The 26,939-nt window shown below is 59.4% G+C and carries 29 protein-coding genes; 15 read left to right on the forward strand and 14 right to left on the reverse strand.

Annotation, left to right across the window (positions count from 1 at the left end):
- The first annotated feature begins 570 nt into the window (after positions 1–570).
- From aas to SB13_RS04335, 3 genes are read left to right on the forward strand one after another with little or no spacing between them, the layout of a single operon-like run.
- On the forward strand, positions 571–2,733 hold the full coding sequence (gene aas, locus SB13_RS04325; protein ID WP_026739177.1) for a bifunctional acyl-ACP--phospholipid O-acyltransferase/long-chain-fatty-acid--ACP ligase: 2,163 nt from the start codon (positions 571–573) through the stop codon (positions 2,731–2,733).
- Positions 2,730–3,926 carry a lysophospholipid transporter LplT gene (gene lplT, locus SB13_RS04330; protein WP_026739178.1) on the forward strand — a complete coding sequence of 399 codons (1,197 nt, stop codon included), beginning with the start codon at positions 2,730–2,732 and terminating at the stop codon, positions 3,924–3,926. The genes aas and lplT overlap by 4 nt, the downstream gene beginning before the upstream one ends.
- 25 nt (positions 3,927–3,951) lie before the next feature.
- The gene (locus SB13_RS04335; protein ID WP_051616550.1) at positions 3,952–4,428 is read left to right on the forward strand and encodes a GNAT family N-acetyltransferase; all 477 of its coding nucleotides are present in this window, start codon (positions 3,952–3,954) and stop codon (positions 4,426–4,428) included.
- Positions 4,429–4,646: 218 nt separating this feature from the next.
- On the opposite strand, the gene SB13_RS04340 is transcribed toward SB13_RS04335, so the two are convergent.
- The 7 genes from SB13_RS04340 to SB13_RS04370 form a co-directional block, all read right to left on the reverse strand.
- Positions 4,647–4,775 (reverse strand): entericidin A/B family lipoprotein, encoded by a 129-nt coding sequence (locus SB13_RS04340; RefSeq protein ID WP_026739180.1) that lies wholly within the window; start codon positions 4,773–4,775, stop codon positions 4,647–4,649.
- A 133-nt stretch (positions 4,776–4,908) separates the two neighbouring features.
- Entirely contained in the window at positions 4,909–6,045 is a 1,137-nt protein-coding gene (gene hemW, locus SB13_RS04345; RefSeq protein WP_026739181.1) for a radical SAM family heme chaperone HemW, read from the reverse strand.
- The gene (gene rdgB / locus SB13_RS04350; protein WP_026739182.1) at positions 6,038–6,631 is read right to left on the reverse strand and encodes an RdgB/HAM1 family non-canonical purine NTP pyrophosphatase; all 594 of its coding nucleotides are present in this window, start codon (positions 6,629–6,631) and stop codon (positions 6,038–6,040) included. The genes hemW and rdgB overlap by 8 nt, the downstream gene beginning before the upstream one ends.
- Positions 6,632–6,638: 7 nt before the next feature.
- The gene (gene yggU, locus SB13_RS04355; RefSeq protein ID WP_026739183.1) at positions 6,639–6,944 is read right to left on the reverse strand and encodes a DUF167 family protein YggU; all 306 of its coding nucleotides are present in this window, start codon (positions 6,942–6,944) and stop codon (positions 6,639–6,641) included.
- Complete coding sequence (locus tag SB13_RS04360; protein WP_026739184.1) at positions 6,941–7,495, reverse strand: YggT family protein; 555 nt, start codon at positions 7,493–7,495, stop codon at positions 6,941–6,943. Before SB13_RS04360 ends, yggU begins: the two co-directional genes overlap by 4 nt.
- A gap of 57 nt (positions 7,496–7,552) precedes the next feature.
- Positions 7,553–8,374, reverse strand: coding sequence for a pyrroline-5-carboxylate reductase (gene proC / locus SB13_RS04365; RefSeq protein WP_026739185.1), 822 nt, complete (start codon positions 8,372–8,374; stop codon positions 7,553–7,555).
- 34 nt (positions 8,375–8,408) lie between these two features.
- Positions 8,409–9,140 carry a YggS family pyridoxal phosphate-dependent enzyme gene (locus SB13_RS04370; protein WP_026739186.1) on the reverse strand — a complete coding sequence of 244 codons (732 nt, stop codon included), beginning with the start codon at positions 9,138–9,140 and terminating at the stop codon, positions 8,409–8,411.
- A 243-nt stretch (positions 9,141–9,383) separates the two neighbouring features.
- On the opposite strand from SB13_RS04370, the gene SB13_RS04375 reads away from it, so the two are divergent.
- Positions 9,384–9,800, forward strand: a complete 417-nt coding sequence (locus SB13_RS04375; protein WP_051616551.1) for a hypothetical protein — start codon at positions 9,384–9,386, stop codon at positions 9,798–9,800.
- A gap of 84 nt (positions 9,801–9,884) precedes the next feature.
- Here the strand turns inward: SB13_RS04375 and codA are convergent, their stop codons facing one another.
- The 4 genes from codA to SB13_RS04395 form a co-directional block, all read right to left on the reverse strand.
- A complete protein-coding gene (codA, locus tag SB13_RS04380) occupies positions 9,885–11,120 on the reverse strand; it encodes a cytosine deaminase (protein WP_026739187.1) in 1,236 nt (411 codons plus the stop codon).
- Positions 11,117–12,352, reverse strand: coding sequence for a PucR family transcriptional regulator (locus tag SB13_RS04385; RefSeq protein WP_026739188.1), 1,236 nt, complete (start codon positions 12,350–12,352; stop codon positions 11,117–11,119). Before SB13_RS04385 ends, codA begins: the two co-directional genes overlap by 4 nt.
- Positions 12,349–13,614, reverse strand: coding sequence for a cytosine permease (codB, locus tag SB13_RS04390; RefSeq protein ID WP_026739189.1), 1,266 nt, complete (start codon positions 13,612–13,614; stop codon positions 12,349–12,351). The genes SB13_RS04385 and codB overlap by 4 nt, the downstream gene beginning before the upstream one ends.
- 271 nt (positions 13,615–13,885) lie before the next feature.
- Complete coding sequence (locus SB13_RS04395; protein WP_026739190.1) at positions 13,886–15,466, reverse strand: methyl-accepting chemotaxis protein; 1,581 nt, start codon at positions 15,464–15,466, stop codon at positions 13,886–13,888.
- 478 nt (positions 15,467–15,944) lie between these two features.
- Here SB13_RS04395 and nsrR point away from each other — a divergent pair, with 478 nt between their 5' ends.
- From nsrR to rlmB, 3 genes are all read left to right on the forward strand, one after another.
- Complete coding sequence (nsrR, locus tag SB13_RS04400) at positions 15,945–16,370, forward strand: nitric oxide-sensing transcriptional repressor NsrR (protein WP_026739191.1); 426 nt, start codon at positions 15,945–15,947, stop codon at positions 16,368–16,370.
- A gap of 43 nt (positions 16,371–16,413) precedes the next feature.
- Positions 16,414–18,867, forward strand: coding sequence for a ribonuclease R (gene rnr, locus SB13_RS04405; protein WP_026739192.1), 2,454 nt, complete (start codon positions 16,414–16,416; stop codon positions 18,865–18,867).
- Between the two features lie 143 nt (positions 18,868–19,010).
- A complete protein-coding gene (gene rlmB, locus SB13_RS04410) occupies positions 19,011–19,742 on the forward strand; it encodes a 23S rRNA (guanosine(2251)-2'-O)-methyltransferase RlmB (protein ID WP_026739193.1) in 732 nt (243 codons plus the stop codon).
- Between the two features lie 43 nt (positions 19,743–19,785).
- On the opposite strand, the gene SB13_RS04415 is transcribed toward rlmB, so the two are convergent.
- Both SB13_RS04415 and SB13_RS04420 read right to left on the reverse strand, forming a co-directional pair.
- Positions 19,786–20,082 (reverse strand): hypothetical protein, encoded by a 297-nt coding sequence (locus SB13_RS04415; RefSeq protein ID WP_026739194.1) that lies wholly within the window; start codon positions 20,080–20,082, stop codon positions 19,786–19,788.
- 23 nt (positions 20,083–20,105) lie between these two features.
- On the reverse strand, positions 20,106–20,651 hold the full coding sequence (locus SB13_RS04420) for a bioflm peroxide resistance protein BsmA (RefSeq protein WP_235202362.1): 546 nt from the start codon (positions 20,649–20,651) through the stop codon (positions 20,106–20,108).
- A gap of 168 nt (positions 20,652–20,819) precedes the next feature.
- Between SB13_RS04420 and SB13_RS04425 the strand changes: the two genes are divergently transcribed.
- The 7 genes from SB13_RS04425 (at position 20,820) to rplI (ending at position 25,141) form a co-directional block, all read left to right on the forward strand.
- On the forward strand, positions 20,820–21,941 hold the full coding sequence (locus SB13_RS04425) for an RNA ligase RtcB family protein (RefSeq protein WP_026739196.1): 1,122 nt from the start codon (positions 20,820–20,822) through the stop codon (positions 21,939–21,941).
- Positions 21,938–22,555 carry a peptide chain release factor H gene (gene prfH / locus SB13_RS04430; protein ID WP_026739197.1) on the forward strand — a complete coding sequence of 206 codons (618 nt, stop codon included), beginning with the start codon at positions 21,938–21,940 and terminating at the stop codon, positions 22,553–22,555. Before SB13_RS04425 ends, prfH begins: the two co-directional genes overlap by 4 nt.
- Before the next feature lie 170 nt (positions 22,556–22,725).
- Complete coding sequence (gene yjfP, locus SB13_RS04435) at positions 22,726–23,475, forward strand: esterase (RefSeq protein WP_026739198.1); 750 nt, start codon at positions 22,726–22,728, stop codon at positions 23,473–23,475.
- Between the two features lie 220 nt (positions 23,476–23,695).
- A complete protein-coding gene (gene rpsF, locus SB13_RS04440) occupies positions 23,696–24,088 on the forward strand; it encodes a 30S ribosomal protein S6 (protein ID WP_026739199.1) in 393 nt (130 codons plus the stop codon).
- 6 nt (positions 24,089–24,094) lie between these two features.
- Entirely contained in the window at positions 24,095–24,415 is a 321-nt protein-coding gene (gene priB / locus SB13_RS17185; protein WP_072000202.1) for a primosomal replication protein N, read from the forward strand.
- A 4-nt stretch (positions 24,416–24,419) separates the two neighbouring features.
- On the forward strand, positions 24,420–24,647 hold the full coding sequence (rpsR, locus tag SB13_RS04445; RefSeq protein ID WP_000135199.1) for a 30S ribosomal protein S18: 228 nt from the start codon (positions 24,420–24,422) through the stop codon (positions 24,645–24,647).
- Positions 24,648–24,688: 41 nt separating this feature from the next.
- Positions 24,689–25,141 carry a 50S ribosomal protein L9 gene (gene rplI, locus SB13_RS04450; protein ID WP_026739200.1) on the forward strand — a complete coding sequence of 151 codons (453 nt, stop codon included), beginning with the start codon at positions 24,689–24,691 and terminating at the stop codon, positions 25,139–25,141.
- 167 nt (positions 25,142–25,308) lie between these two features.
- Here rplI and SB13_RS04455 read toward each other — a convergent pair whose 3' ends face one another.
- Positions 25,309–26,031, reverse strand: coding sequence for a LysM-like peptidoglycan-binding domain-containing protein (locus SB13_RS04455; protein ID WP_026739201.1), 723 nt, complete (start codon positions 26,029–26,031; stop codon positions 25,309–25,311).
- A gap of 222 nt (positions 26,032–26,253) precedes the next feature.
- Here SB13_RS04455 and fklB point away from each other — a divergent pair, with 222 nt between their 5' ends.
- The gene (fklB, locus tag SB13_RS04460; RefSeq protein ID WP_026739202.1) at positions 26,254–26,874 is read left to right on the forward strand and encodes an FKBP-type peptidyl-prolyl cis-trans isomerase; all 621 of its coding nucleotides are present in this window, start codon (positions 26,254–26,256) and stop codon (positions 26,872–26,874) included.
- Positions 26,875–26,939 lie beyond the last annotated feature (65 nt).

Genomic DNA, 26,939 nt, shown 5'->3' on the forward strand with positions numbered 1-26,939 from the left:
GCAGGCATACAGAGGCGTTTCAGAGCGTGTGATGGCGGCCGTTCGGGCGCAGCCATCGCACTAATCACAGGGCGTGATTACATGGTGGGTCAGAATTTTACAGATGGTTGCACTTCGTGCAGTTATCTTGCGATTAGCGACTAGAGAATAAATGCCTGACTCTCTAGAGTAAAAGTCCCAGAGGTATTAATGGGTGACAAGTGGATGTGATGTTCACCATGAACCATATTTATTTCACCAACCTACGCGGATGCGTAGGTTTTTTTTTGCCTGTCGTTTATCCCTCGTGGAATTCACGCCCGCTCTCTCGCCGCGTTCAATCTCGGCGGCATCCCTGCCTGAACATCCGGCATCGCTCTGAAGCCGCGTCCGCCGCTGTCACAGATCGCGCTCTCCTCACGTTTTTCGGCCGATCCGTCGTGCTGGTTCAGGTCGCCAGGACGCTTATTGTGGTGGCAATGGGTTGGCTATAGTATTTTGTGCCATTAAATTCGTTTAAAACCCCGCGAAGCACGGCGGCCGAACATGGCGCCGAGGCGTGTCAGCGAGGGTTTTACCTAGGGAGATGGGATGATTTATAACGCACTACGCTGGCTGTTACGTCGCCTGTACCGTATCGAAATCACCGGGGACGAACGCGTCTTCCGGCAGTCAAAACTCCTGATTACGCCAAACCACACGTCGTTTATGGACGGCGTGCTGCTGGCCTTGTTCCTGCCTCTGCAAGAAAAACCGATCTTTGCCGTCTACTCCTCCATCGCCGACCGTTGGTTCATGCGGTGGACGAAGCGATTTGTGGACTTTGTGGCGCTGGATCCGACGCAGCCGATGGCCATCAAGCATCTGATCCGCGTGGTGGAGCAGGGACGGCCGGTCGTGGTGTTCCCGGAAGGACGCATCACGGTCACCGGCTCCCTGATGAAAATCTACAGCGGCGCGGCGTTTGTGGCGGCGCGCTCAGGAGCCACCGTTGTCCCGGTCCGGCTGGAAGGGCCGGAGTTTACGTTCTTCGGCCGTCTGGGCGGCGTTGTGCGTCGTCGCCTCTTTCCGCAGATCTCCATGCATTGGCTGCCGGCGGTGCAACTCCCCATGCCAGCGGCTGATAGCGCGCGTGAGCGCCGTGAACTGGCCGGCGAGCATCTGCATCGCATCATGATGGAAGCCCGCATGGCGGTGCGTCCCCGTCATACGCTGTACCAGGCGTTTTTGGCCGCCTGCGGCCGCTATGGCTACGGCTCCTCCAGCATTGAGGACGTCGCTATGCGGCCAGATAGCTACCACGGCCTGCTGAAAAAATCGCTGGGGGTGTCGCGGATCCTGCAACGCTTCACGGCGGATAAGGAACACGTCGGCCTGCTGCTGCCGAACGCGACCATCACCGCCGCCGCCATTCTGGGCTGCTCCCTGAGCGGTCGTGTCCCGGCCATGCTCAATTACACGGCGGGCGTCAAAGGGCTGCAAAGCGCCATTTTGGCGGCCAGTCTCAAAACGATTGTGACCTCGCGCCAGTTCCTCGAAAAAGGCAAGCTGACGCATCTGCCGCAGCAGGTGAAGGACGCCAACTGGGTCTATCTGGAGGACCTGAAAGGGACGGTGACGATCGCCGATAAGCTGTGGATCCTGTTCCATCTGCTGTTCCCCGCGCAGGCGATGGTGCCGCAGCGGCCTGACGATGCCGCGATGATCCTGTTTACTTCCGGATCGGAAGGCCATCCTAAAGGCGTGGTGCATTCCCACAATAGCCTGTTGGCGAATGTTGAGCAGATCCGCTCCGTGGCCGATTTCACGCCGCAGGACCGCTTTATGTCCGCGCTGCCGCTGTTTCACGCCTTCGGGTTGACGGTCGGGTTGCTGACGCCGCTGATCACCGGTGCGAAAGTGTTTCTCTACCCGAGTCCGCTGCACTACCGCATCGTGCCGGAGCTGGTCTACGACCGAAATTGCACCGTGCTGTTCGGCACCTCGACGTTCCTGGGCAACTACGCGCGCTATGCGCATCCCTACGACTTCACCCGGTTGCGCTACGTAGTGGCCGGGGCGGAAAAACTGTCAGAGACCACGCGTGAACTGTGGCAGGAGCGCTTCGGCATCCGCATTCTGGAAGGCTATGGCGTCACCGAGTGCGCGCCCGTCGTGGCGATCAACGTGCCGATGGCGGCCAAGCCGCACACCGTCGGGCAGTTGCTGCCGGAGATGGAAGGACGCCTGGTCTCGGTGCCGGGCATTACCGCGGGCGCTCGTCTCCAGCTGCGCGGACCGAACGTGATGAAAGGGTATCTGCGGGTAGAGCGGCCCGGCGTTCTGGAAACGCCTGCCGCCGAGAACGCGCAGGGAGAGCGGGAAGAGGGTTGGTACGACACGGGCGATATCGTCACGCTGGACGAACAAGGCTTCTGCGCTATCGTCGGGCGTGTGAAACGCTTCGCCAAGCTGGCAGGAGAGATGGTCTCGCTGGAGAGCGTGGAGCAACTGGCCCAGTTGGCCTCCCCCCATGCGCAACATGCGGCCAGCGCCCGTAGCGACAGCAGTAAAGGGGAAGCGCTGGTGCTGTTTACCACAGATGCCGACCTGACTCGCGACCAACTCCAGGCGCAGGCGCGTCAGCACGGCGCGCCGGAGCTGGCGGTGCCGCGCGACATTCGTTATGTGAAGGCGCTGCCGATGCTGGGCAGCGGCAAGCCGGACTTCGTCACGCTGCGTGAGATGGCGGAAGATCGGGAGCACACGGCATGAATCCTGTCTCAACGCCAGCAACGCCGCTGCTCTCTCGGGGAATGATCGCCGTGATGGCGGCGCAGTTCTTTTCCGCCTTCGGCGATAACGCGCTGCTGTTCGCGACGCTCGCGCTGGTGAAATCGCTGCTGTATCCCGACTGGAGCCAGCCGTTTTTACAGATGGGATTCGTCGCGGCCTATATCCTGCTGGCGCCGTTTGTGGGCCAGTTTGCGGACAGCTTCTCCAAAGGGCGCGTCATGATGCTGGCGAACGCCCTGAAGCTGGCGGGTGCGCTGCTCATCTGCGTCGGCGGCAATCCCTTCCTAGGCTACACGCTGGTCGGCGTCGGGGCTGCGGCTTATTCGCCCGCCAAGTACGGCATTTTGGGCGAGATTAGCCACGGCGATCAGCTGGTGAAGGCTAATGGCCTGATGGAAGCGTCTACCATTGCCGCCATTCTGATCGGCTCGGTCGCGGGCGGCCTGTTGGCGGACTGGCATTTGGGCGCGGCGCTCGGCGTCTGTGCGCTGGCGTACGGCATCGCGCTGGCCGCCAACCTGCTCATTCCGCGACTGAACGCGGCTAAAAGCGGCAGCTCGTGGCATCCTCGACAGATGGTTGGGGCTTTCGTCCATGCCTGCCGGGTGCTGTGGGGCAACGGCGAAACGCGGCTGTCTCTGCTGGGCACCAGCCTGTTCTGGGGCGCGGGGGTGACGCTGCGCTTTCTGCTGGTGCTCTGGGTGCCGCTGGCGCTGGGCATCAGCGACAACTCAACGCCTACGCTGCTGAATGCCATGGTCGCCGTGGGGATCGTCTTCGGCGCGGCGGCGGCGGGGCGTCTGGTGACGTTGAAAACCGTGCGCCGCTGCCTGCCTGCCGGGGTCATGATCGGCGTGATGGTGGTGTTCTTCACGTTGCAGCACACGCTGTTCGGCGCCTATACCTGCCTGCTGATCTTGGGTGCGCTGGGCGGTTTCTTCATTGTGCCGCTGAACGCATTGTTGCAGGAGATCGGTAAGGCCAGCGTGGGCGCGGGCAACGCCGTCGCGGTGCAAAATCTGATGGAAAATGGCGCGATGCTGCTGATGCTGGCGCTGTATTCGCTGGCGGTGAAGCTGGGCGTGCCGGTCATGGGGATCGGGATTGGCTTCGGCGCGCTGTTCGCGCTGGCGATTGCGGTGCTGTGGGCATGGGGACGTGTTAAGCGTTGATGACGAGAGTGAGGAGAGTGGCGACGTGACGAAGACGGTGGAGTGGCACGACTGGAGTGTCGACGATCTGACGGTGAAGAGCGTGTATGAGCTTTTGCGGCTGCGCAATCAGGTCTTTATCGTTGAGCAATCTTGCCCGTATCAGGACATCGACGGGCAAGACCTGACGCCGGGCCATCGTCATATCGTCGCCTGCCGACACGGGCAGCTGTTGGCCTACGCTCGCCTGTTGGCGCCCACGCCGGAGCGTGAGGCGGTTGTGATCGGCCGTGTGATCGTCTCCGCCGAAGCGCGTGGACAGAAGCTGGGGTATCAGCTGATGGCGCAGGCCCTGTCGGCCTGCTCCCGACACTGGCCGCAGAGCCCGTGCCGCCTGTCCGCGCAGGCGCATCTGCAAGACTTCTATCGTCAGCTGGGTTTCGTCTCCGTCGGCGAGGCTTACGACGAAGACGGCATACCGCACATCGATATGTCCCTTTCCGCCACGCCCTCCGCAGGCTGACCCTCCACGCGTTCAGCGCATTCGTCGCTGGATGGGACGCTCTCTTTTCCCCTTCCTTATGAAGCGGCGATCTCGCATCGGCCAGCCTTGATTTCGCCGCTGGCGAGGGGAAGGCGNGGGAAAATGAGCGGCGGAGCGTGGGATAAACAGACAGAAAAATGCCCCGAGCGTGGGATAACGCTCGGGGCGGGGTGTGTGATGCTCAGCGCTTAAAGGGCTTAGCTGGCGGTACGGGAGATAGAGCTGCCTAGCTTCTGCACGTCCTGACCAAACCCGCGTGTGGTATTACAACCGCTCAGGGTGGCGGTAATCAACAGTACAGCCGTCAGTAATGTGATGTTTTTCATCGTGGTTTACCTGCTACCTCAGTGTCAGTCCTGTCTTCACTTTGTCATATTCCCGCCTGCCAGTTCAATGCGCTTGATTGCAGCGTCAGCGAATTTTATTCAGGCCCGTGTCGCATGACGACGCACGGCGAACTCAGTCGGCGAGAAAGCCTTCCAGCAGGGTATTCAGGAACAGTTTGCCGTGCTCGGTGATCTGCCAGTGGCGGTCGGTTTCCGTCAGAAAACCTTGTGCCAGCGCAGCGTCGATCTGCGGGCGGATCGCCTGCTCCGTGAGTCCAGTATAGTCCGTGAAATCGGCGCGCGGCGCGGGCTCCAGCAGACGAAAGCGGTTCATAAAGAACTCGAACGGACGGTCGTGAAGCGGGACCTCCGTGGTGGTATGCCGATATTCGCCCCGCATGTAGCCGCGCGGATGACGCGTTTTGGCGGTGCGCACAATGCGTCCGTCGGCGAACGTCAGCTTGCCGTGTGCGCCGCAGCCAATGCCCAGATAGTCGCCGAAGCGCCAGTAGTTCAGGTTATGTTGGCACTGGTAGCCCGGCTGGGCGTAGGCCGAGGTTTCATACTGCTGATAGCCCGCGGCGCTCAGCAGTTCGTGTCCGGCGCTGAAAATGTCCCAGAGCGCATCGTCGTCCGGCAGCGTCGGCGGCCGTGAGCCGAAGAGCGTATTGGGCTCGATGGTCAGCTGATACCACGACAGATGCGGCGGGTTCAGCGCGATAGCCTGACGCAAATCGTCCAGCGCCTCTTCGAGAGACTGCTGCGGCAAGCCATGCATCAGGTCGAGATTGAAGCTGCGCAGGTCCAGCTGTTCGGCCAGACGAGCGGCGCGCTTCGCCTCTTCTGGTCCGTGAATGCGGCCCAGCCGCTTGAGTTTGTCCGGGCTGAAGCTTTGCACGCCGATGGAAATGCGGTTGATGCCCGCCTGTTGGTAGCCGCTGAAGCGGTCGGCCTCGACGGTGCCGGGGTTGGCCTCCATCGTCACTTCGGCTTCGGGCGCCAGATTGAGCCTGGCGCGCACGCCGTCCATCAACTGCTGCATTGCTTCGGCGCTCAGCAGGCTGGGCGTGCCGCCGCCGATGAAGATCGAGTGCAGCGGTCGCCCTTGCGCCATCGCCAGATCCGCATCCAGATCGGCCAGCAGGTGATCCACATATTCCCCGTGCGGCACATCGCCTTTGAGCGCGTGCGAGTTGAAGTCGCAGTACGGGCATTTCTGCACGCACCAGGGAATATGGATGTAGAGGCTGAGCGGGGGCAGTTTAAGCATTGCGCAGGGCATCCAGCAGCTGGCGAAGCGCTTGACCGCGATGGGAGCGGCTCAGCTTTTCGCTGCGGGTCAGCTCCGCGGCGGTGACGCCGGCGTCAGGCACGATGAAAATCGGGTCATAGCCGAAACCGCCGCTGCCAGCCGGTTCACGGGCAAGGGTGCCCTGCCAGCTGCCGTGGCAGACCAACGGCGTAGGGTCGTCAGCATGCATCAGGAAGACCAGCACGCAGTGAAAACGGGCGGTGCGCTGGTCATCCGGTACGTCTCGCATGGCTTCCAGCAGCTTGTTCAGATTTTGCTGGTCGTCGGCGTCTTCGCCCGCATAGCGCGCGGAGNAGATCCCCGGCGCGCCGGCCAACGCATCCACCGACAGACCGGAGTCGTCGGCGATGGCGGGCAGCCCCGTGGCACGCGCGGCGTGACGGGCCTTGAGGATGGCGTTCTCGATGAACGTCAGGCCGGTCTCCTCGGCGGAGTCTACGCCCAGTTCGGTCTGCGCCACGATATCCAGCCCGAAGTCCGCCAGCAGATCGGCGAGTTCACGCACTTTACCGGCGTTGCCGGTGGCTAATACGACTTTTTGCATCAATGAGTTAGTCCTGAGAAGGTGAAGCGATGAGTTCCGCGACGTTGGCGGGAATAGTCTGCGGATCGACGATTTTGATCTGTTTATGCCGACCCAGTTCGCCTTTTTCAATAATCACTTTGCTTTTGGCGACGCGAAACTGCTTGGAAAGAAATTTGACCAGATGCGCATTGGCCTGACCGTCGACCGGCGGCGCGGTGATCGCCACCTTCAGCTCTTCGCCGTGCAGGCCGACAATCTGGTCGCGGCTGGCTTTCGGCTGTATATACAGCCGAATGACCAGCGCGTCCCGGTCGTAGCTGACTGCGCTCACAGCAGGAACCACAGTCCGGGGAACAGATCCATGCCGAGATAGTTCAGCAGATACAGGATCAGGATGACCACCATCGCGGAGAAGTCGAGGCCGCCCATCGCAGGCAGTATGCGGCGGATTGGCGCCATCAGCGGTTCGGTCAGCTGATACAGCAGGTAATCGACCGGGCTGCGACCCTGGCTGATCCAGCTCATCAACGAACGGATGATGACCATCCAGAACACCAGATAACCCGCGGATTTGAGCAGCGACAGCAGTCCGACCAGCAGATTCATCGGGCTTAGCGACAGCGCGCCAACCTGTATCAGCAGCAGCAGCGGGTATTTCAGGGTTGTCAGCAAAAACGCCAGCAGCAGCGAGGCGCTATCGATGGGGCCGAGCGAGGGGATGATGCGGCGCAGCGGTCCGACGATCGGCTGGGTCAGCTTCACGACGAACTGTGACAGCGGATTATAAAAATCGCTGCGCGACCACTGCATCCAGATGCGCAACAGCAGCACCATCACATACAGGTCGATTAGCGTTTTGACTAGAAACGTCAGAGTAAGCATAAATGCAACGGTTCCTTTCGGGTCAGAGGGAGATGTCGTGGAGGCATAAGGCCACGATTAAAACAGCTTTTCCATTTCTTTGGCGCGAGAAACAGCGGCCTGCATGGCATTCGACACGGTTTCAGCCAGTTGCTGTTCGTTGAAGACTCGAAGCGCTTCGGCCGTGGTGCCGCCCTTGGAGGTCACATTTTCACGCAGGGTAGACAAATCTTTGTCCGGGCTGGCGGCGACCAGCGCGGCGGCGCCGGTGGCGGCCTGCTGAACCAGCTGTCGCGCCGTGTGGGCATCGAATCCCTGACGTTCGGCTTCCCGCTGCATCGCTTCCATAAACAGGAAGAAGTAAGCAGGGGCGCTGCCCGCGGCGGCGATGATACCGTTGATCTGCGCTTCCTCATCGACCCAGCAGACTTCGCCAACGCTGGCCATCAAGCGGGTGGTGAAATCGCGGTCGGCTGTGCCGACGTTGTCCGGCGCATACAGTCCGCTCATGCCTTTGCCGACCAGAGACGGCGTGTTGGGCATGATACGCACGATATTCAACGGCGTGCCCAATAGCGCCTGAAAACGGGCGACGCTGACTCCTGCGGCGATGGACAGCACCAGTTTGTCGCTGAAGTCGACCTCCGACGCCAGCGATGAGCACACGTCCGCCATCAGCTGAGGTTTCACCGCCAGCACGACGACGTCGGCCTGTTGTACGCAGTCGACGTTATCGCCGGAGCTGATGATGCCATACTCCCGGGCTAACGCATCGCGACGCGTCGCCGTCGGGGCGCTTACCGCAATGTGCGTGGCGGGATAGCCGCCGTCGATTAAGCCAGCAATAATGGCCTGCGCCATGTTACCTGCGCCGATAAAGGCAATTTTACGGTGTTCCATCGGATTCTCGCTGTAGTCGGGTGTCTGTTAAGCGTCAGGCGGCGGAGTAATCTCTCGCGCCGAAAATCGCCGTGCCAATGCGCACCAGCGTGCTGCCAGCGGCGATGGCCGCTGGCATGTCGTCCGTCATCCCCATGGAAAGGGTATCCGCCTCTGGATAACGGCTCCTGAGCTGCTGAAAAAGATCGGACAGCTGGCGGAAAACCGCGAGCTGTCGCTGATAGTCGCTTTCCGGCGCCGGGATTGCCATCAGGCCGCGTAAGCGCAGTCGGGGCATGTCGGCGACGCTGGCGGCCAGCGCGGGCAGTGCTTCCGCCATCATGCCGGACTTACTCGCTTCCTGACTGATGTTGATCTGTAACAGGACATTGAGCGGCGGCAACCCGTCCGGACGCTGATCGTTCAGGCGCTGCGCAATGCGCAGGCGATCGATAGTGTGGCACCAGTCGAAGTGCTCCGCCACCAGTCGGCTTTTGTTGGACTGCAAAGGGCCGATGAAGTGCCATTGCAACGGCATATCGGGCCTCGCGGCACGGAAATGCAGGATTTTGTCGACGCCTTCCTGGACGTAGTTTTCGCCAAAGGCGCGCTGTCCGGCGTCAATCGCCGCCTCGATCGCGCTGACGGGTTTGGTTTTGCTGACGGCCAGCAGCGTGACGTCTTCGGGAAGGCGTCCGCAGCGTTCGGCGACCGCAGAAATTTGCTGCCTGACGCCCTGTAGATTCTGCTGCACAGTCTGTGTCGTAAGGTTCGTGCTCATAGTCATTCAGGAGGCTTATAGGTGATTTGAAATATCGGTTCGGCAGATAGTGTAAAACAGAATGCCCCGGATCTGCACCTTGAAGGGTAACCTGTCCGGTGGGTTAAGCTCCTCGACGCATTAAAAANGCGTGTTCGGAAGAGTTTGGTCTAAGCTAAAAACCAGCAAGCTGAATGGGTTCGGCCTCAACCTGTCGGTTTGCTTCGTTCGACAGTTTAAAAGGTGACCGCTATTTACATGGAATTTTCAATGAATAAAAAGAAAACTATCGCGACCGTCGGTGTCGCCTTGCTCCTTCCCCTTATGGCTGATTCAGCCCGCGCCGCCGCTCCCTCGTCCCCGCCTATCGGCAAGATTTGCAAAGCGACCACCTCGTTAATTTTCGGACGCAGTACCCAGATCATGAAGCTCGACGCCGTTGAAAACGGCATCGCCTATGTGCATTACTTCCGGCCCGGCGACCGTTCCCGCTGGGCGATCAAATGCAAGCTGGCGGGCAACCGGGTGCTGTGGGCCAGCAACAATCCCGACAGTATTGGCCGGTGGCGCGACGATCCCGCAGATGAAACCATTACTTACCGCATTCACGGCGATGCGCTCGACATTAGCGAAATCTACTCCGATGGCTCCCAGGAGCATCAGTCTTACTCGTTGAGCGCGCTGTAACGCCGAAACACGCTTCACGCTTGCCTTGCTTCGCTTGGCGGGGCATTCCGGACGGTTACGGCTCGACCGTCCGGAATGCTGGCCTCAGACGTAGTCGATGCGTTCGGGCGTACGGCGCATGATCACCTTGCCGTGGCGCACGGACAGCAGCGCTTTGGCCTGACGACGTACGGCTTCATAGTCATTCTCCGCATCCAGAATCAGCAGGTTGGCGGGGCGACCGACGACCAGACCATAGTTTTCGCCCAGATGCATCGCTTTGGCGCTGTTATCGGTCACAAAGTCCAGACAGCGCTGTAGATCTTGGTAGCCCATCATGTGACAGATATGCAGCCCGGCATCCAGCACCCGCAGCAGGTTGCCGTTGCCCAGCGGATACCACGGATCTTTGATGGAGTCCTGGCCGAAACAGACATTCATACCCGCGCGGTCCAGCTCCGCGACGCGGGTCACGCCGCGCCGTTTCGGGAAGGTGTCGAAACGGCCTTGCAGGTGGATACTTTCGGTCGGACAGGAGATGAAGCTGATGCCGGAACGCTTGAGCAGACGAAACAGCTTGGAACAGTAGGCGTTATCGTAGGATCCCATCGCCACCGTGTGGCTGGCGGTCACGCGCTCGCCCATGCCGCGCACGCGCGCTTCTTCGGCCAGCACCNCCAGAAAACGCGACTGGGGATCGTCGGTTTCATCGCAGTGCACATCCACCAGACAGCCCCGACGCTCCGCCAGATCCATCAGAAACTTCACCGAACTCACGCCTTGTTCCCGGGTATTTTCGAAGTGCGGGATCCCGCCTACCACGTCGGCGCCCATGTCGATCGCCTGTTCCATCAGTTTGCGGCCATCGGGGAATGACTCGATCCCTTCCTGCGGGAACGCGACGATCTGCAGGTCGATCAGATCGCGCGCTTCCTCTTTGACTTCCAGCATGGATTTCAGCGCGCCCAGCGTCGGGTCGGTCACGTCGATGTGGGTACGCACGTGCTGGATGCCGTGATCCCGCAGCAGGCCGATGGTGCTGTGCGCCCGGCGCTTGGTGTCTTCGTGGGTGATTGTGGCTTTGCGCTGGCTCCAGCGCTCGATGCCTTCGAACAGCGTGCCGCTCATGTTCCACGCCGGCTCGCCGGCGGTCAGGGTCGCATCAAGGTGGATATGCGGTTCCACCAGCGGCGGGATCACCAGCCTCCCGCCCGCATCGACATCCTCGGGCGCGGCCGACAGCAGAGCGATCTGCGGCTCGATGGCGGCGNTCAGTCCCTCGCGCAGGCTCAGGGTGTACAGGCCCGGCTGATGGCGAAGGGCGGCATTGATAATCTTCATAGCAACTCCTGCTGTTGTGCATTGGACATACGCCAGATCAGCAAAGCGACCGACGCATTCAAGCGAAATTGGGGGTCGCTCAACGCGTTCCCCGACTGTTGTTCGATGCGCTGCAAACGCTGATGCAGCGTATTGCGATGGATATGCAGCCGTTCGGCGGCTTTGATCAGATTGCCGTTTTCCTGCAACACGGCGTCGAGCGTTTCCACCAGCTGATGCGGATGTTTGCGGTGAGGCTCGAACAGCATCCCCAGCGTCTCTTTCATGAACTGCGTGACCAGCTCAGGCTCTTTGACGGCGGTCAGCAGTTTCAGCACGCCCAGCTCGCTATAGTCGCACTGGCCCTTGTCCGGCTGCATGCTCTCCGTGACGTCCAGCGCGCGTCGCGCTTCGATCAATCCTTGCCGGTAGTGCGCCGCCGAGAGCACCGTGGACGAAATGCCGCAGAATAGACGCAGCGGGCGGATAGCGTCATCGATCGTTCGCTGTACGTGTTGCAACCGCTGTTGGCTGCGCCGGAATGGCTGATCGTCGTCGGGCAGCAGCAGAATGAACAGTTCGCCCAGTACGATCAGCGGCAGCCCGTGGTCGCGGCTGGCCAGAGCCGCCTCCAGCTGCTGCTGACTCTGTCGGCGGGCCGACTGTAATTGCGCTTCGGCCATGACGGGATCGTGCGTACTGAACAGCGCTGGCGTGCCGCTCAGACGCAGCGCGGCGATCCGACGTGGCTGATCCAGCGCGAGGTGGAGATGGCTGGCGCGCTGGTTAGCGATCGCCAGGCTCGGATACTCGCCGGTCAGCAGTTGGATCAGAATGTCTCGTTGGGATCGCAGCGTCGTTTCTCGCTGGACCAGCGCCGTGCCGATCAACTGAGTGACGATCACCATTTTGAGCGAGTAGGGCTGTTCTATCAATGGAATGCCCAGCGTGTCCGCAAGCGCGATAACGGTGTGCGGGATTGCATGAATAAACGCCTCTCCGGTGAGGATCACGATGCCCGCGATGCCGCGTTGCTGGCCTTCGCGCAAGAGCCGCAGCAGGTTTTCCTCATCGCGCGGGTGGTTGATCCCGGTGACGAACACCAGCTCGCCGCCCATGATCCACTCGGCGATCCCTTCGTTTTCCGCCACGTAGTACCAGCGCACCGCGCGATGAATATGCTGCGCGCCGCCGCGCAGCGTCAGCGGCTCCAGCCCCGGCAGCGACAGAATTTCACTGATGGTCAAACTCATGGCTGCTCCTTGCTTTCCGTCAGGGCCGCACGGCGTCCGGCCAATCGTGTGAAGAGCATATAAAGGCTGGCGGAGGCCGCGATGCCGACCAGCGGGGCAATCCACGGTGAGACGTAGGCCAGCGCGGCGCCGATGGCGTAGGCGGCGAGTCCGTTAACGTTAAAGCGCGGCAGTACGGTCTGCTGGACCGCCGGATAGTGGCCCCGGTAGCGAAACCAGTAGTCGGCCATGATGACGCCGCCGATGGGCGGGATGATGGAGCCCAGCAGCACCAGAAACGGGATCAGCATTTCGTACATGCCGCCGATCGCCAGCAGGATGCCGATGGCCGCGCCGACGAGGGTCAGCGTCCGGCGACGTTCGCTGCGCAGTAGATGGCAGGCGGCGATGGAGACGTTGTAAATCGTGGGTCCCTGAATGGTCCATAAGTTGAGGAACAGCATAATCACGGCTGCCAGCGACAGTCCTTGGAGTATCATGACCGCGACGATATCCGCCTGTTGATAGACGATGGCGCACCAGGCGCCGGAGATGATCATCAGGCCGTTGCCGCCCAGGAAGCTGATGATGCTGGCGCCGACGGCGATTTTGCCGCTGCGCGACAGCCGGGTCCAGTTGGTGGCCTGCGTGGCGCCGCTGGCGAAGGTGCCGAAAACCATGGTGATGGCGGCGGACCAGGTCATGGTATGAGACGGCGTAATGTGGGTCAGACCGCGCCAGCCGCCCGCGTCGCGCGTCGCGATCCACATCGACGCCACCAGCAAGATAAACATCAGCGGCACCGAGATGCGGGACAGCAGGTCGAGTCCTTTAAAACCAGCCAGCGCAGTGATGGAGAAGCCCAGCCCGAACAGAATCATCAGCGGAACGGTGAATCCCGGCGGCAGGTCCAATAGCTCCACCAGCGAAATGGCGAGGGTGGCGGTGCCCCAGGCGTACCATCCCAGTTCGGCGAATCCGAGCAGGAAGTCCGACAGCTTGCTGCCGACTTCGCCGAAGCAGAAGCGGCCCATCAGCACAGAATTCAGGCCGCTGCGCGCCGCGATCAGTCCCAGCGCCGCGGCGTACAGAGCCAATAGCAGGTTGCCGATGGCGGCGATCCACAGCATGTCGATCAGCGGAAAGGCGACGCCGAGCTTGCCGCCCGCGAACATCGTTCCCGTAAAAAACGTAAAGCTGAACAATACCATTGAGATCGAGAGCAACCCTTTGCGCTGATTTTTGGGCGTTTCACTCAAGGGAAACTCATTCCGTTCTGACATGGCGATGACCTCTGTTTAACGTAGGGAGGGGAGTGACCTGGGTTAACAGAGCAATTAACGTGCCCGTTTTTGGATTCGGAGAAAGCAGGCAGCGGATACGCCAGGTATTGTGCAAATTGCCTGGTTTTTACGTCATTATTTCCCGTAACCGCTCTATTATTGTGCGTTTTGCCCGTGAAATGCACTGATATCGACAGGCGTGTCGAAGGAAGATAAGGGAAGAGGGGCGATAAAAGGCCGTCGCCGCGTTGATGGCGACGACGGGCAGACGTTAGGGCAGTAGCGGAAGCTTATCGCCGATGCGGAACATCGCCATGGCTTCCACCAGCTGGCGGGACTGCGCTTCCAGCGATTCAGTCGTGCTGGCGGAGGCTTTCACCAGCGCGGCGTTCTGCTGGGCGACTTTGTCTATCTGGGTAAAGGCGATATTGACCTGTTCGATGCCGCGATGCTGCTCCTGAGACGCATAGGAGATCTCTTTCATCAGGCTGGTGATGCGGTTGATCTCGCCGGACACCTCGTCCATGGTTTCGCCTGCCTGTGAGGCCAGCGTCAGCCCTTCGGTCACGTGGGTTTGCGAGTCCATGATGAGCGTTCGAATCTCCCGGGCGGCCTGTCCGCTGTGCTGGGCCAGATTGCGAACCTCGCTCGCCACCACCGCGAACCCTTTGCCTTGTTCTCCGGCGCGGGCCGCTTCCACCGCCGCGTTCAGCGCCAGAATGTTGGTCTGAAAAGCAATGCCGTCGATGACGCCGAGGATATCGCTGATGCGTTTGGCGCTGGTGGCGATTTCCTGCATTTTCTCGATGACGTAGCACACTGATTCGTTGCCCCGGTCGGTGGTGTCCGAGACTTTGTCCGTCAACTGGTGCGCCAGCGTGGCGTTGTCGGCGTTGTGTTTGACCGTGGCGCTGAGCTGCTCCAGGCTGGCGGCCGNTTGCTCAAGCGCGGCCACCGAGGCTTCGGTACGCTCCTCAAGATGGCGGTTGCCGGAGGTCAGTTCGTGGCTGCCGCGGTCTATTTGGGTACTGGCGTCGCGCACCTGTCCGACCGACGCCAGCAGCGCCAGCTGCATACGCTCGATGGCGTCGCTCAGGCGGCCCAGTTCGTTATCGCCGTTCGCCGGGATACGCTGGGTCAGATCGCCCGCCGCCACCTGCTCCAATTGGTCAATCGCCCGGTCGAGCGGCTTGAGCAGCATATGCCGCAGCGCCATCCAGCCAACGAAGACCAGCAGCAGCGACAGCAGGCACGCAACGCTAATCAGCAACAGCATGACGCGTTCGTTATATTCGGCGTCCTGAATGCGCTCAACGGCCTGTTGCTGCGCATAGGTTCGAAACGCTTGAATAGCGCTGTCGAATGCCGTCGACAGCGGCGTCAGATCGCTTTCCAACAACTTGTAGTATTCGTCCGTATACTGTTTTTGCAGCGACGCCACCATCGGGTTTAGGCCTTGTTCCAGGTAGCGCTGATAGGATGTGGCGACGTTCTTCGCCAGCGCCAGCCCTTCCTCCGACGAATTTTCGGTCTGAGAGAACTGCTGGATCAGGTGCGTTGCGCTCTGGACATGTTGGGTCAGACGCTCGGTTTCCTGTGCGCCGATATCGAGCAAGCCGACCTCGATTTTTCGGACGGCCAGCGTGGCCGACGCTCTGGCCTGTAGCGTGAGGTTATAGCCGTTCATCAGGCCGCCCAGCTGTATGCCCTGAATGTGGTTTAGCGCGCCGAGCGATTTTCGGCTTTGATTAATGGAGTGAATGCCCATGCCGCTGACGATAAGCAGCAGCAGGGTGACGAGCGTTAACAACGACAAAAGACCGGTACGAATGGAGAGGTTCTTCAAACGCATGATGTCTATTCCCTGTGTGTAGAAAAAATCACGGGCGGCATCACTGCAACGCCGCCGGACGTTGCCTGCTATAGAATAAGAATTTCCCCCTGACTGGCCCGGTTAAATCTGGGCAGCGCTCGAAATCGTGACGCACTGTCTGTACGCTGAGTTTCTGTGTGCTGCCCGTGTCCAAACGGGATGTAGGGGATAAGGCCACGAAGCGTGGATTCTGAACATATCAGAAGAGCGGCGAGGGCAGGAAACAGGATTCCCTTATCTTATGGCGGAGGCCAAAAAAGGGAAAAATGGAGTGAAATTGTCGTTAAACGTTAAATAATTGGCCCTGATGTTTGCCGCTGGTTTATTATCTGCTGATAAAAAATGAGCATGTAGTGTGAGATGCCGTTACGAATGTTGAGTTGCGTAGCACGGCGGGGAACCTGAAAGCACGGGGCGGCTTCCTCAGCGACACCCGAAAATGTCCCCAGAGGTGAATGTGCAGTTAACACGTTTTACGGATTACGGCCTGCGAGCGCTGATCTACCTGGCGTCGTTGCCGGAAGGAAAAATGACCAGTATTACCGAAGTGACCAACGTTTACGGCGTCTCACGCAATCATATGGTCAAAATTATCAATCAACTGAGCCGTGCCGGGCTGATTAACGCGGTCCGTGGCAAAAACGGCGGCATTCGACTGGGCCGTGACCCGGCTACCATCCGCATCAGCGATGTGTTGCGAGAACTGGAACCGCTGACCTTGGTCAACTGCGATCGCGATATGTGTCACATAACTTCCGCCTGCCGTCTCAAGCAGGCCCTTCATCAGGCAGTGCAGAGTTTCCTGCAGGAGCTGGACAGTTACACGCTGGCTGATATGGTGAAAGAAAATCCGCCGCTATACCAATTACTTCTGGTTGAATAAGCAAGCCATTCAGCCACCTGCCGATGACAACGGAGGAAACTTAATGTCACAAGATCCATTTCTGGAACGAGAAGCAGAAAAATACGAATCACCGATTCCTAGCCGAGAATACATTCTGGCGCACCTCGCCAAGCGAGATACCCCTATCAGTCGTGAAGAACTGGCCAAAGATCTGGACCTGACGTCTGACGAACAACAAGAAGCGCTGCGTCGCCGCCTGAGAGCGATGGAGCGTGACGGCCAACTCGTCTTTACCCGCCGTAAATGCTACGCCCTGCCTGAAAAACTGGATTTGCTTCGCGGTACGGTCATGGGCCATCGCGACGGCTTCGGTTTCCTGCGCGTCGAGGGTCGCAAGGACGACCTGTACCTGTCCGCCGAACAGATGAAAACAACGATACACGGCGACGTCGTACTGGCCCAGCCCCTCGGAGAAGACCGTAAAGGCCGCAGAGAAGGACGCATCGTCCGCGTTCTTGAGCCGCGGNCCAGCCAGATCGTCGGCCGTTACTTTACCGAAGCTGGTACGGGCTTTGTGGTGCCGGACGACAGCCGTCTGAGCTTCGATATCCTGATTCCGCCCGAGTCGGTGTCCGGCGCCCGCATGGGGTCGGTGGTGGTGGTCGAGCTGACGCAGCGCGCCACCCGTCGCTCCAAGGCGGTCGGTCAGATCGTGGAAGTGCTGGGCGAAAATATGGGAACCGGGCTGGCGGTGGATATCGCGCTGCGCACCCATGATATCCCGCATGCCTGGCCGCTGGAGGTCGAAGAGCAGGTCGGTGAATACAGCAGCGAGGTGCCGGAAAGCTCCAAACAGGGACGCATCGATTTGCGTCAGCTGCCGTTGGTGACGATTGATGGCGAAGATGCCCGTGACTTCGATGATGCCGTTTTCTGCCAGAAGAAACGCGGCGGCGGCTGGCGTCTTTGGGTGGCGATTGCGGACGTCAGCTATTACGTGCGTCCGAATACGCCGCTCGACACCGAAGCGCGCGCCCGCGGCACGTCGGTCTACTTCCCGTCTCAGGTGGTGCCGATGCTGCCGGAAGCGCTTTCCAACGGTCTGTGCTCGCTGAATCCGCAGGTGGACCGTCTGTGCATGGTGTGTGAAATGACCATCTCCGCACAGGGACGGCTCTCCTCCTATAAATTCTACGAAGCGGTGATGAGCTCTCATGCGCGCCTCACCTATACCAAGGTGTGGAATATTCTGCAGGGCGACGAAGCGCTGCGTGCGCATTACCAGCCGCTGGTCGGCGCGCTGGAAGAGTTGCACGAGATGTACAAAGTGCTGGACAAAGCCCGTGAACAGCGGGGCGGCATCGCGTTTGAAACGGAAGAGGCGAAGTTTATTTTCAACGCCGACCGCCGTATCGATCGCGTGGAAGCCGTCGTGCGCAACGATGCGCACAAGCTGATTGAAGAGTGCATGATTTTGGCGAATATCGCGGCGGCCAAGTTTGTCGAAAAACACGAAGAGCCTGCGCTGTTCCGCGTGCACGATCGTCCTACCGAAGACCACGTGCTGGCGCTGCGCAGCGTGCTGGGCGAGCTGGGCCTGACGCTGAAAGGCGGTATGAAGCCACAGCCTCAGGACTATGCGGAGCTGATGACGCAGCTGGCCGATCGCCCCGACCGCGACATGTTGCAGACCATGCTGCTGCGTTCGATGAAGCAGGCGGTTTACGATCCGGAAAACCGCGGGCACTTCGGTCTGGCGCTGACCTCCTACGCGCACTTCACCTCGCCGATCCGTCGCTACCCCGATCTCTCCTTACATCGGGCCATCAAGTACCTGCTGAGCGATCGTAAAGCGCGCTCCACCGCGACCGGCGGTTGGCACAGCGAGATGGCGGAATGTCTGCAATTGGGCCAACACTGTTCTATGACGGAACGTCGTGCGGATGAAGCGACGCGTGACGTGGCGGACTGGCTGAAATGCGACTTCATGCAGGATCATGTGGGCGAGGTCTTCACCGGCGTGATCTCCAGCGTCACCGGATTCGGCTTCTTTGTGCGGCTCAACGATCTGTTTATCGATGGGTTGGTCCACGTCTCGTCGCTGGATAATGACTACTACCGTTATGATAATATCGGCCAGCGTCTGATTGGCGAATCGCGCGGTCAGGTCTACCGGTTGGGCGATGTCGTAGAAATCCGCGTCGAAGCGGTGCATATGGACGAGCGGAATATCGATTTCGCGCTGGTCTCTTCTACGCGGAAAGTGCGCGGCGAAGGTAAAACCGCACGTGACCGGATGAAGCAAAGCGACGGAAAAGACNCCCAATCCCCTCGCCGCCGTAAGCCTGCCAATAAGCGCGTCAACTTCGAGCCGGACAGTGCTTTCCGCAAGGATAACGACGGCGCGAAAAAAGGGAAGGCGGCTGACGGCGGGAAAAAAACGCCGTCCAGAGCCAAGAAGAACGCGCAGAAAACGCGTAAGATCGCAGCCGCCACCAAGGCCAAGCGAGCAGGCAAAAAGCCCGCCGCGGAATAAGGCCTGACGCCCGGCGATAAGCGTAGCGTCGGCGCGGGGGGGAATATCCCCCGGCTAACACTGCGCATCATCAGGCTAGAAGCGTATCCATTATCAACATCGCGGGCGGTTCGCCGCCCGTGTTATCTGTCAAAAGAGTATCAATGAGCGAAATTATCTACGGTATCCACGCGGTGAAAGCCCTGCTGGAGCGCGACCCACAGCGTTTTCTCGAAGTGTTCATCCTGAAAGGTCGAGAAGACCGTCGTCTGCAGCCGGTCATCGCCGAGCTGGAATCCAACGGTATTGCCGTGCAGGTCGCCAACCGCCAATGGCTCGACAGCAAAGTCGAGGGTGCCGTACATCAGGGGATCATCGCTAACGTCAAGCCGGGCCGCCAGTTTCAGGAAAACGATTTGCCTGAACTGCTGGCCGCCCTCGACGCACCGTTCCTGCTGGTGCTGGACGGCGTGACCGACCCCCATAACCTGGGCGCGTGTTTGCGCAGCGCGGATGCGGCGGGCGTGAATGCGGTGATTGTTCCGCGCGACCGTTCCGCTCAGTTGAACGCCACGGCGAAAAAAGTCGCCTGCGGCGCAGCGGAAAGCGTGCCGCTGATTCGCGTCACCAATCTGGCGCGCACGCTACGTTTGCTGCAAGAGCACAACGTGTGGATCGTGGGTACGGCGGGCGAGGCCGACCATACTTTGTACCAAAGCAAACTGACCGGGCCGATGGCGCTGGTGATGGGAGCGGAAGGCGAAGGGATGCGTCGATTGACGCGCGAGCATTGCGATGAGCTGATCAGCATTCCGATGGCGGGCAGCGTCTCTTCGCTGAATGTGTCGGTCGCGACCGGCGTGTGTCTGTTCGAAGCGGTGCGCCAGCGCAGCTGAGGCGGATTGTTGTGGCGGGAGCGAGCGCTCCCGCTGACCTGTTTTATTTCGCGGTGGTGGTGGTGGATGACGATTTGGCCGCGATGCGCTGCTCAACCGCGTTACACCAAAGTACTGACGTCTTATTCGGCCAGGATCTCGCCGCCAGTTTACTCTCTACCGCCTGCTGCCAGGTCGTCGAACCAATCTGCACATTGATTTGCGATTGGCCGAGAATATTCAGTTCGGACTCCACCCATAAATTCCATTCCAGACTGCGGCAGGGCGCGGTGGTCGTGGTGGCTGCAGTGGCGGAACCCGCACTGAACAGCAGAATGGCGATGGCCAGTATTTTCTTCATTACATCCTCTCAATCGGGTGGTTTCAGGGTCTCTGGGCCGCCGGTTGCCTGTACAGCACGGCAAAGGCTCTCCAGACGCCGGGGTTCAGCTTTTCGCTCTCCGTCCGGCTGACAATCTGGTAATACTGCGCGCCGCGCAGATTGGCCAGGCGCTGTACTTCTCTGTCCGCGTCATCAGGACTCCCGCGCACAATAACAGAAAGCGAGTCGATTCTATCCACTGACAGGCTCTGCTGCCGGGTGATCTCAATCGCCTGTTGACCGGGCGGCGGCGCTGGCTCCGGCGTGTTCAGGCCGCAGGCGGAGAGTAGCAGAGAACATGAAAATATCGCCAGTCGCCAGCGTGCGGGTCGCCGTAATGCGTTGCGCGTCAAAAATAGCCATGCTGAAAACGCTCGCCGCGACACCCGACGTCCCGGCAGCAGCGCCTTGCTGACACGCTGATGCGCAGACATAACGGTGGCCTTGATGCCTGTTTTGTCGCATTTTTTGCTGGATGTACGGCTGTTATTCCTCATTTTTCGCTTGCGAGGTGCGTTGCCGCAGTCGTAATATTCTGTCGTTTTCATTTTCACTCACCTATCGCATTGCAAAGGAGGTTCAGTATGACTTATTCACATTCAACCCTTTGCAGGCAACGTCAGGATTAATCACCGCAGTTCTCTTTTTCTTCGCGTATTGTCCCGGCCCTGCCTGCCCACGAATTCTTTTTTTTAATTGATCAACAGGATTGATCTATGGGCAATACGATTCGCTTTATCTCTGCGCGCGTGAATGTGATCGCGTCGCAAAACACCTGGATTGATGATACCGCCATTCAGCAATTGACCGCTACCGCCGGTCTGCCGGATATGGCGCGAGTGTCCGGCATGCCGGACCTGCATCCGGGTCGCGGTTACCCCATCGGGGCCGCTTTTTTCTCTCTCCGCCGTTTTTATCCTGCGCTGGTCGGCAACGACATCGGCTGCGGCATGGCGCTTTGGCGCACCGGCTTGCAGGCCGGAAAAATATCTCTCGATAAGCTGGAGAAAAGGCTCGGCAATATCGACGGTCCGTTGGATGACGTGCCGGATGTGCCTGACGATATGCTGCCTCACCGGTTTTCTCTCGGGACGCTGGGAGGCGGAAATCATTTTGCGGAGCTGCAACAGGTGGATCGGGTCTACCAGCCGTCGCTCTTCGAATCACTGATGCCGGATGCACGACGGTTGTTGCTGTTAGTTCACAGCGGGTCGCGCGGGCTTGGTCAGGCGATTCTGGAACGGCACCTGCGCAAGCACGGTCATCAAGGCGTACTGGAAGGCTCGCCCGAAGCCGATGATTACTGGCGGCAGCATCAGCAGGCGCTGCGCTTTGCCGAGTTCAACCGGCAGTGCATCGCCCGCCGCATGTTGCAACGTTGGCATGCGGAAGGCGAAGCTTTGCTGGATGTGACTCACAATCTGGTGACGCCGACCACTATCGATGGCGAGACCGGCTGGCTGCATCGCAAAGGCGCCACGCCGTCCGACGCTGAACCGGTCGTCATACCCGGTTCCCGCGGCGATTACAGCTATCTGGTACAGCCGAAGCCTGATGCGGCGAGCTTGTTCTCTTTGGCGCATGGCGCAGGTCGTAAATGGATGCGCGCCGAATGCAAAGCGCGGCTTGAACAGCGTTACAGCGTGCAGGATCTGGCGCGCACCGCGCTGGGCAGCCGCGTCATCTGTCAGGACAAGTCGTTGATGTTTCAGGAAGCGCCTCAGGCGTACAAGTCGATTGATACGGTCATCGCCTCGCTGGAGGGCGCGGGACTTATTACACCGATCGCGCGTTTGAAACCGCTGTTGACGTACAAAACGCGGGGAGGCGCAGCATGATTTTTTTGCAGCTATCCGCCGCGCAAGGGCCTGACGAGTGCATGTTGGCGACCGCCAAGGCATTACACACGCTAACACGTGAGGCGCACGCTTTATCCGTCACGCTGGAGATGGTGGAAAGCGAACCAGGAGACCGGCCGGGAACGTTGCGATCGGCGCTGGTCTTACTTCAGGGCGACGCCGAGGCCGTGCTGGCGAATGCATGGTGTGGAACGTTGCAGTGGATTTGTCCCAGCCCTTGGCGTAAAGGTCCGGGACGTAAAAACTGGTTTATCGGCGTGCAGCGTTTCACGCCGCAGCACACGTTCACGGATGGGGAGATCCGTATCGAGACGCTCCGTTCTTCTGGTCACGGCGGTCAGCACGTCAACAAAACCGAGTCTGCCGTTCGCGCGACGCATGTCGCCAGCGGGATAAGCGTACGGGTGCAAAGCGAGCGCAGTCAGCATGCCAATCGCCGTCTGGCGCTTCAGCTGATCGAGTGGCGGTTACGGCGGCAGCACCAGCAGCGGACGGCGGCCTTGCGGGAGCAGCGACATCGCGGCCACCAGCAGGTTGAGCGTGGCAACCCCGTTCGGGTTTTCAAAGGCGAGCGCTTCGAACCCTTCGGTTAGCCTGCGGGGCGCTATGCGGTATCGCACGGGCCCGCTTTGCCGTTTTTTATCTATGGTAGGGGGATTTCTTTTTATCCCACCGGTGTGTTTGGCGCTATGGTAATGAGAGTGAACGCGCCGCTGACGGCTCTGGCGGGCGGGTGGATGAGCGATAAAGGGAGAGGGCAGTGATGGTCGAAATCTCAGTAATGACGATAAACGGCGTTGAGGCGTTACACGCTACGCCGTCAGGAAAACAGGCGGAGCCTCTGCCCACCGTTTTCTTCTTTCACGGCTTTACCTCCTCGAAGGAGGTGTACTCCTATTTCGCCTACGCGCTGGCGCATGCCGGATTTCGCGTGGTCTCCCCGGATGCTCCGATGCATGGCGCGCGATTCGACGGCGATGAGGCGCGGCGTCTGCGTCATTTCTGGGATATTTTTCAGCAGAATGTCCGAGAGCTGCCGGAGTACGTGGCGCATTTTCGTCAGTTGGGATTGATTGAAGAGGGACGAATTGGCGTCTGCGGGGCCTCGTTGGGTGGGATGACGGCGCTGGCGTCGATGACGCAGTATCCATGGATCAACGTGGTAGGGGCCTTTATGGGGTCGGGCTATGTGTCGTCGCTGTCTCGTTCTCTGTTTCCGCCGGTCGCGCCGGATGAACCTCAGAACGCGCCGCGGTTGGCGGCGCTGGCGGAACAGCTAGCGCCTTTCGACGTGGGTCATCAGTTGGATAAGGTGTCCGACAGACCGCTGCTGCTGTGGCATGGGCTGGCGGATACGCTGGTGCCGGCCGGCGATACCGAGCGCTTGTATCAGGCGCTGGCAGGACGTGAGCTGGACGTGAACGTGACTTATCTGACAGAGGCTGATATCGGCCATAAAATCACCCCCACCGCGCTGCGGGCGGGAGCCCGCTTTTTCCGCCAGCACCTATGAGCCGACGCCTTCGGCCTGTCGCCGATCGCGTCGTTTACCCCAAGGCCGCGTATTTCATGCGCGGCCTTTCTGCTCCTTCACCACATTGCCGCTTGTGTTACCTGTTCGGGGCACTTATAATTGCGCGTCATTTTTTCGGCCGCACACAACTACGTTCCTTGCTTCCATGGGCCGCGGCTGACCCTGACAGGAGGCTGAATAATCCGTAAGGAGCAATTCGATGCGTCATTACGAAATCGTTTTTATGGTTCATCCTGACCAAAGCGAACAGGTTCCAGGTATGATCGAACGTTACACCGGTGCTATCACTGGTGCTGAAGGTACGATCCACCGTCTGGAAGACTGGGGCCGCCGTCAGCTGGCTTACCCGATCAACAAACTGCACAAAGCTCACTACGTTCTGATGAACGTGGAAGCGCCGCAGGAAGTGATCGATGAGCTGGAAACAAACTTCCGCTTCAACGACGCCGTTATCCGCAGCATGGTTATGCGCGTTAAACACGCGGTAACTGAAGCTTCTCCGATGGTAAAAGCGAAAGACGAGCGCCGCGAGCGTCGTGAAGATTTCGCAGAAACCAGCGATGATGCTGAAGCTGGGGATTCTGCAGAGTAATTTGCCGTGACGAAGACGAATCGACTGGTATTGTCCGGCACCGTGTGCAAGACGCCCATTCGAAAAGTCAGTCCTTCAGGTATTCCTCACTGCCAGTTCGTGCTTGAGCACCGTTCTTTGCAAGAGGAAGCCGGATTAAACCGGCAAGCATGGTGTCGTATGCCCGTGGTTGTCAGTGGACATCAGTCACAAGCAATAACTCACAGTATAACGGTCGGCATGCAACTCATTGTTCATGGTTTCATCAGTTGCCACCAAGGGCGCAATGGCCTGAACAAAGTTGTCTTACATGCCGAGCAGATTGAATTGATAGATTCTGGAGACTAGCCAAATGGCACGTTATTTCCGTCGTCGCAAGTTCTGCCGTTTCACCGCGGAAGGCGTTCAAGAGATTGACTATAAAGACATCGCTACGCTGAAAAACTACATCACTGAAAGTGGTAAAATTGTACCGAGCCGTATCACCGGTACGCGTGCAAAATATCAGCGTCAACTGGCCCGTGCTATCAAGCGCGCGCGCTACCTGTCTTTGCTGCCGTACACCGATCGTCATCAGTAATCGGCCGCTGTCTAATAACAAGACTTTGAGAGGATAAGGTAATGCAAGTTATTCTGCTTGATAAAGTAGCAAACCTGGGCAGCCTGGGCGACCAGGTAAACGTTAAAGCGGGCTACGCTCGTAACTTCCTGGTTCCGCAGGGCAAAGCTGTGCCGGCAACCAAGAAAAACGTTGAGTTCTTCGAAGCTCGTCGCGCTGAACTGGAAGCCAAACTGGCTGACGTTCTGGCCGCAGCTGAAGCTCGCGCCGCTAAACTGAACGAACTGGCTAACGTCACCATCGCTTCCAAAGCAGGTGATGAAGGTAAACTGTTCGGTTCTATCGGTACTCGTGACATCGCTGATGCGGTTACCGCTGCAGGCGTTGAAGTTGCGAAAAGCGAAGTCCGTCTGCCGGAAGGCGTTCTGCGTACTCTGGGCGAACACGAAGTGAGCTTCCAGGTTCACAGCGACGTTTTCGCTAAGCTGAACGTGGTTATCGTTGCTGAAGCGTAATTTACGCTGACGTTAACGTCGTAAAACGCTGGCCTTGTGCCAGCGTTTTGCATTTCTGGGGGAGGAAAATCGAGTTTGGACCTGTAGTGACAACAGGCGCTCCCCGCTGACAGAAAGCGCCCGCTTTCTTACGACTTCTGATTTTTTATTCCGTCATCACGCGACGTCTAGCGTGTACGAACAAATGCGCCGTCCGGCTGACGGACGAACTGCACCGTCTGGTTATCCGTCGTATCAATCTCTAATTCCGACACGACGTCCTGCGCATTCAGCCGCAGCCTGACCTTTTGTCCCGCATGAAGGCTGCTGAGCGGTTTGTCGTTACCTTCAACCTGCGCCATCGCGAACACATCGTTGACCGGGAGGTTATGATCGCGGAAGAGCTGCGCCAAGGTTTGTCCCGCGGCTATCTGATAGTTTTGCCACGGTTTTTCGGCAGCGGCAGGAGGCGCTTCAGGTTGTTCCTGCGCGGGGACTGAGTCAGCACGCGGCGCCGGATCCGTCAACCTGGCTTGAACCGGTGCCGGTTCAGAGGTCAGCGGAACGTTCGTTGGGTTGGCGACGCGCGTGGGCTGCGGGGTGGGAGAATAGGGCCAGAGCAGCACGATCAGCAGCAACGCCGCCGCAATCAGCAGCCAGCGGCGATGCGGATAGGGCAACGGCTCCATCCACTGAAAGCCGTCCGGCAGATGCCACAGCTGACGCAACAGCAGCGAGATTCGGCCATAAGGATTGCGCCGCGCGGCGGAAGATGCGGACGATCTCCGCGCTGGCGTCTCATCAGCGATGCTGAACGGCCAGGGCCGTTGGCGCCACCAACGCTGGCAGGATTGCCACAGCATACGGGAATCCCAGCGGTTTTTACTTCTCCTGGGCGCGATTCTGCCCATGATGACCTCTCTTGCTACCGTGTAAGGTAAAAACGCCTTGAGTATATCGGTAATCCTTTAAGGATAGCCAGTAAGTCAGCGCGCTTTTGGGGCGGAGTCCACGCTATCGGTCACAAGGTGTGTCAGTGCGCGTCCGGCGGGGCCGGACAGAGAAAATTTTACCCATAAACCTCACGCTGTTATGCTGCACGCTCGCTATTTTTTACAGAAAAAGGAACATCAATGACAACGCCTTCTTATGACAGCGTAGAAGCCCAGGCAAGCTACGGCATCGGCCTGCAGATCGGTCAACAGTTACAGGAGTCGGGTCTGGAAGGTCTGCTTCCTGAAGCGCTGGTCGCCGGCCTGCGTGATGCTCTTGACGGACAGGCGCCCGCCGTACCGGTCGACGTCGTTCACCGTGCGCTGCGTGAAGTCCATGAACGTGCGGACGCGGTGCGTCGCGAACGTCAGCGTGAGCTGGCAGTAGAAGGTCAGCGTTTCCTGGAAGAGAATGCGCAGAAAGAAGGCGTGAGCAGCACTGAGTCCGGTCTTCAGTTCCGCGTTCTGACTCAGGGCGAGGGCGATATTCCCGCCCGTCAGGATCGCGTGCGTGTGCACTATACCGGTCGTCTGATTGACGGTACGGTCTTCGACAGCTCCGTACAGCGCGGCCAGCCGGCGGAATTCCCGGTGAGCGGCGTTATCCCCGGTTGGGTGGAAGCACTGACTCTGATGCCGGTTGGTTCCAAGTGGGAGCTCTATATCCCGCAGGAACTGGCGTATGGCGAACGTGGCGCTGGCGCGTCCATCCCGCCGTTCAGCGCGCTGATTTTTGAAGTCGAGCTGCTGGAAATCCTGTAATTCAGGAAGATGTCAGACAGTCGACGGGCTGTCTGACATCCGGTTTTATTGCGATGACGCCGAAC

The sequence above is a fragment of the Lonsdalea quercina subsp. quercina genome (genome assembly GCF_000688695.1).
Taxonomy (GTDB): domain Bacteria; phylum Pseudomonadota; class Gammaproteobacteria; order Enterobacterales; family Enterobacteriaceae; genus Lonsdalea; species Lonsdalea quercina_D.

What these genes read in the sequence shown, in the direction of transcription:
- codB (WP_026739189.1), bottom strand. Translation starts at nt 13,614, where the DNA reads ATGTCAGAACGGAATGAGTTTCCCTTGAGTGAAACGCCCAAAAATCAG.
- hemW (WP_026739181.1), bottom strand. Translation starts at nt 6,045, where the DNA reads ATGCTTAAACTGCCCCCGCTCAGCCTCTACATCCATATTCCCTGGTGC.
- SB13_RS04360 (WP_026739184.1), bottom strand. Translation starts at nt 7,495, where the DNA reads ATGCTTACTCTGACGTTTCTAGTCAAAACGCTAATCGACCTGTATGTG.
- prfH (WP_026739197.1), top strand. Translation starts at nt 21,938, where the DNA reads ATGATTTTTTTGCAGCTATCCGCCGCGCAAGGGCCTGACGAGTGCATG.
- rpsF (WP_026739199.1), top strand. Translation starts at nt 23,696, where the DNA reads ATGCGTCATTACGAAATCGTTTTTATGGTTCATCCTGACCAAAGCGAA.
- SB13_RS04340 (WP_026739180.1), bottom strand. Translation starts at nt 4,775, where the DNA reads ATGAAAAACATCACATTACTGACGGCTGTACTGTTGATTACCGCCACC.
- rlmB (WP_026739193.1), top strand. Translation starts at nt 19,011, where the DNA reads ATGAGCGAAATTATCTACGGTATCCACGCGGTGAAAGCCCTGCTGGAG.
- proC (WP_026739185.1), bottom strand. Translation starts at nt 8,374, where the DNA reads ATGGAACACCGTAAAATTGCCTTTATCGGCGCAGGTAACATGGCGCAG.
- SB13_RS04425 (WP_026739196.1), top strand. Translation starts at nt 20,820, where the DNA reads ATGGGCAATACGATTCGCTTTATCTCTGCGCGCGTGAATGTGATCGCG.
- SB13_RS04385 (WP_026739188.1), bottom strand. Translation starts at nt 12,352, where the DNA reads ATGAGTTTGACCATCAGTGAAATTCTGTCGCTGCCGGGGCTGGAGCCG.
- fklB (WP_026739202.1), top strand. Translation starts at nt 26,254, where the DNA reads ATGACAACGCCTTCTTATGACAGCGTAGAAGCCCAGGCAAGCTACGGC.
- SB13_RS04375 (WP_051616551.1), top strand. Translation starts at nt 9,384, where the DNA reads ATGAATAAAAAGAAAACTATCGCGACCGTCGGTGTCGCCTTGCTCCTT.
- SB13_RS04455 (WP_026739201.1), bottom strand. Translation starts at nt 26,031, where the DNA reads ATGGGCAGAATCGCGCCCAGGAGAAGTAAAAACCGCTGGGATTCCCGT.
- SB13_RS04420 (WP_235202362.1), bottom strand. Translation starts at nt 20,651, where the DNA reads ATGAAAACGACAGAATATTACGACTGCGGCAACGCACCTCGCAAGCGA.
- SB13_RS04415 (WP_026739194.1), bottom strand. Translation starts at nt 20,082, where the DNA reads ATGAAGAAAATACTGGCCATCGCCATTCTGCTGTTCAGTGCGGGTTCC.
- SB13_RS04370 (WP_026739186.1), bottom strand. Translation starts at nt 9,140, where the DNA reads ATGACTATGAGCACGAACCTTACGACACAGACTGTGCAGCAGAATCTA.
- lplT (WP_026739178.1), top strand. Translation starts at nt 2,730, where the DNA reads ATGAATCCTGTCTCAACGCCAGCAACGCCGCTGCTCTCTCGGGGAATG.
- yjfP (WP_026739198.1), top strand. Translation starts at nt 22,726, where the DNA reads ATGGTCGAAATCTCAGTAATGACGATAAACGGCGTTGAGGCGTTACAC.
- rpsR (WP_000135199.1), top strand. Translation starts at nt 24,420, where the DNA reads ATGGCACGTTATTTCCGTCGTCGCAAGTTCTGCCGTTTCACCGCGGAA.
- aas (WP_026739177.1), top strand. Translation starts at nt 571, where the DNA reads ATGATTTATAACGCACTACGCTGGCTGTTACGTCGCCTGTACCGTATC.
- rplI (WP_026739200.1), top strand. Translation starts at nt 24,689, where the DNA reads ATGCAAGTTATTCTGCTTGATAAAGTAGCAAACCTGGGCAGCCTGGGC.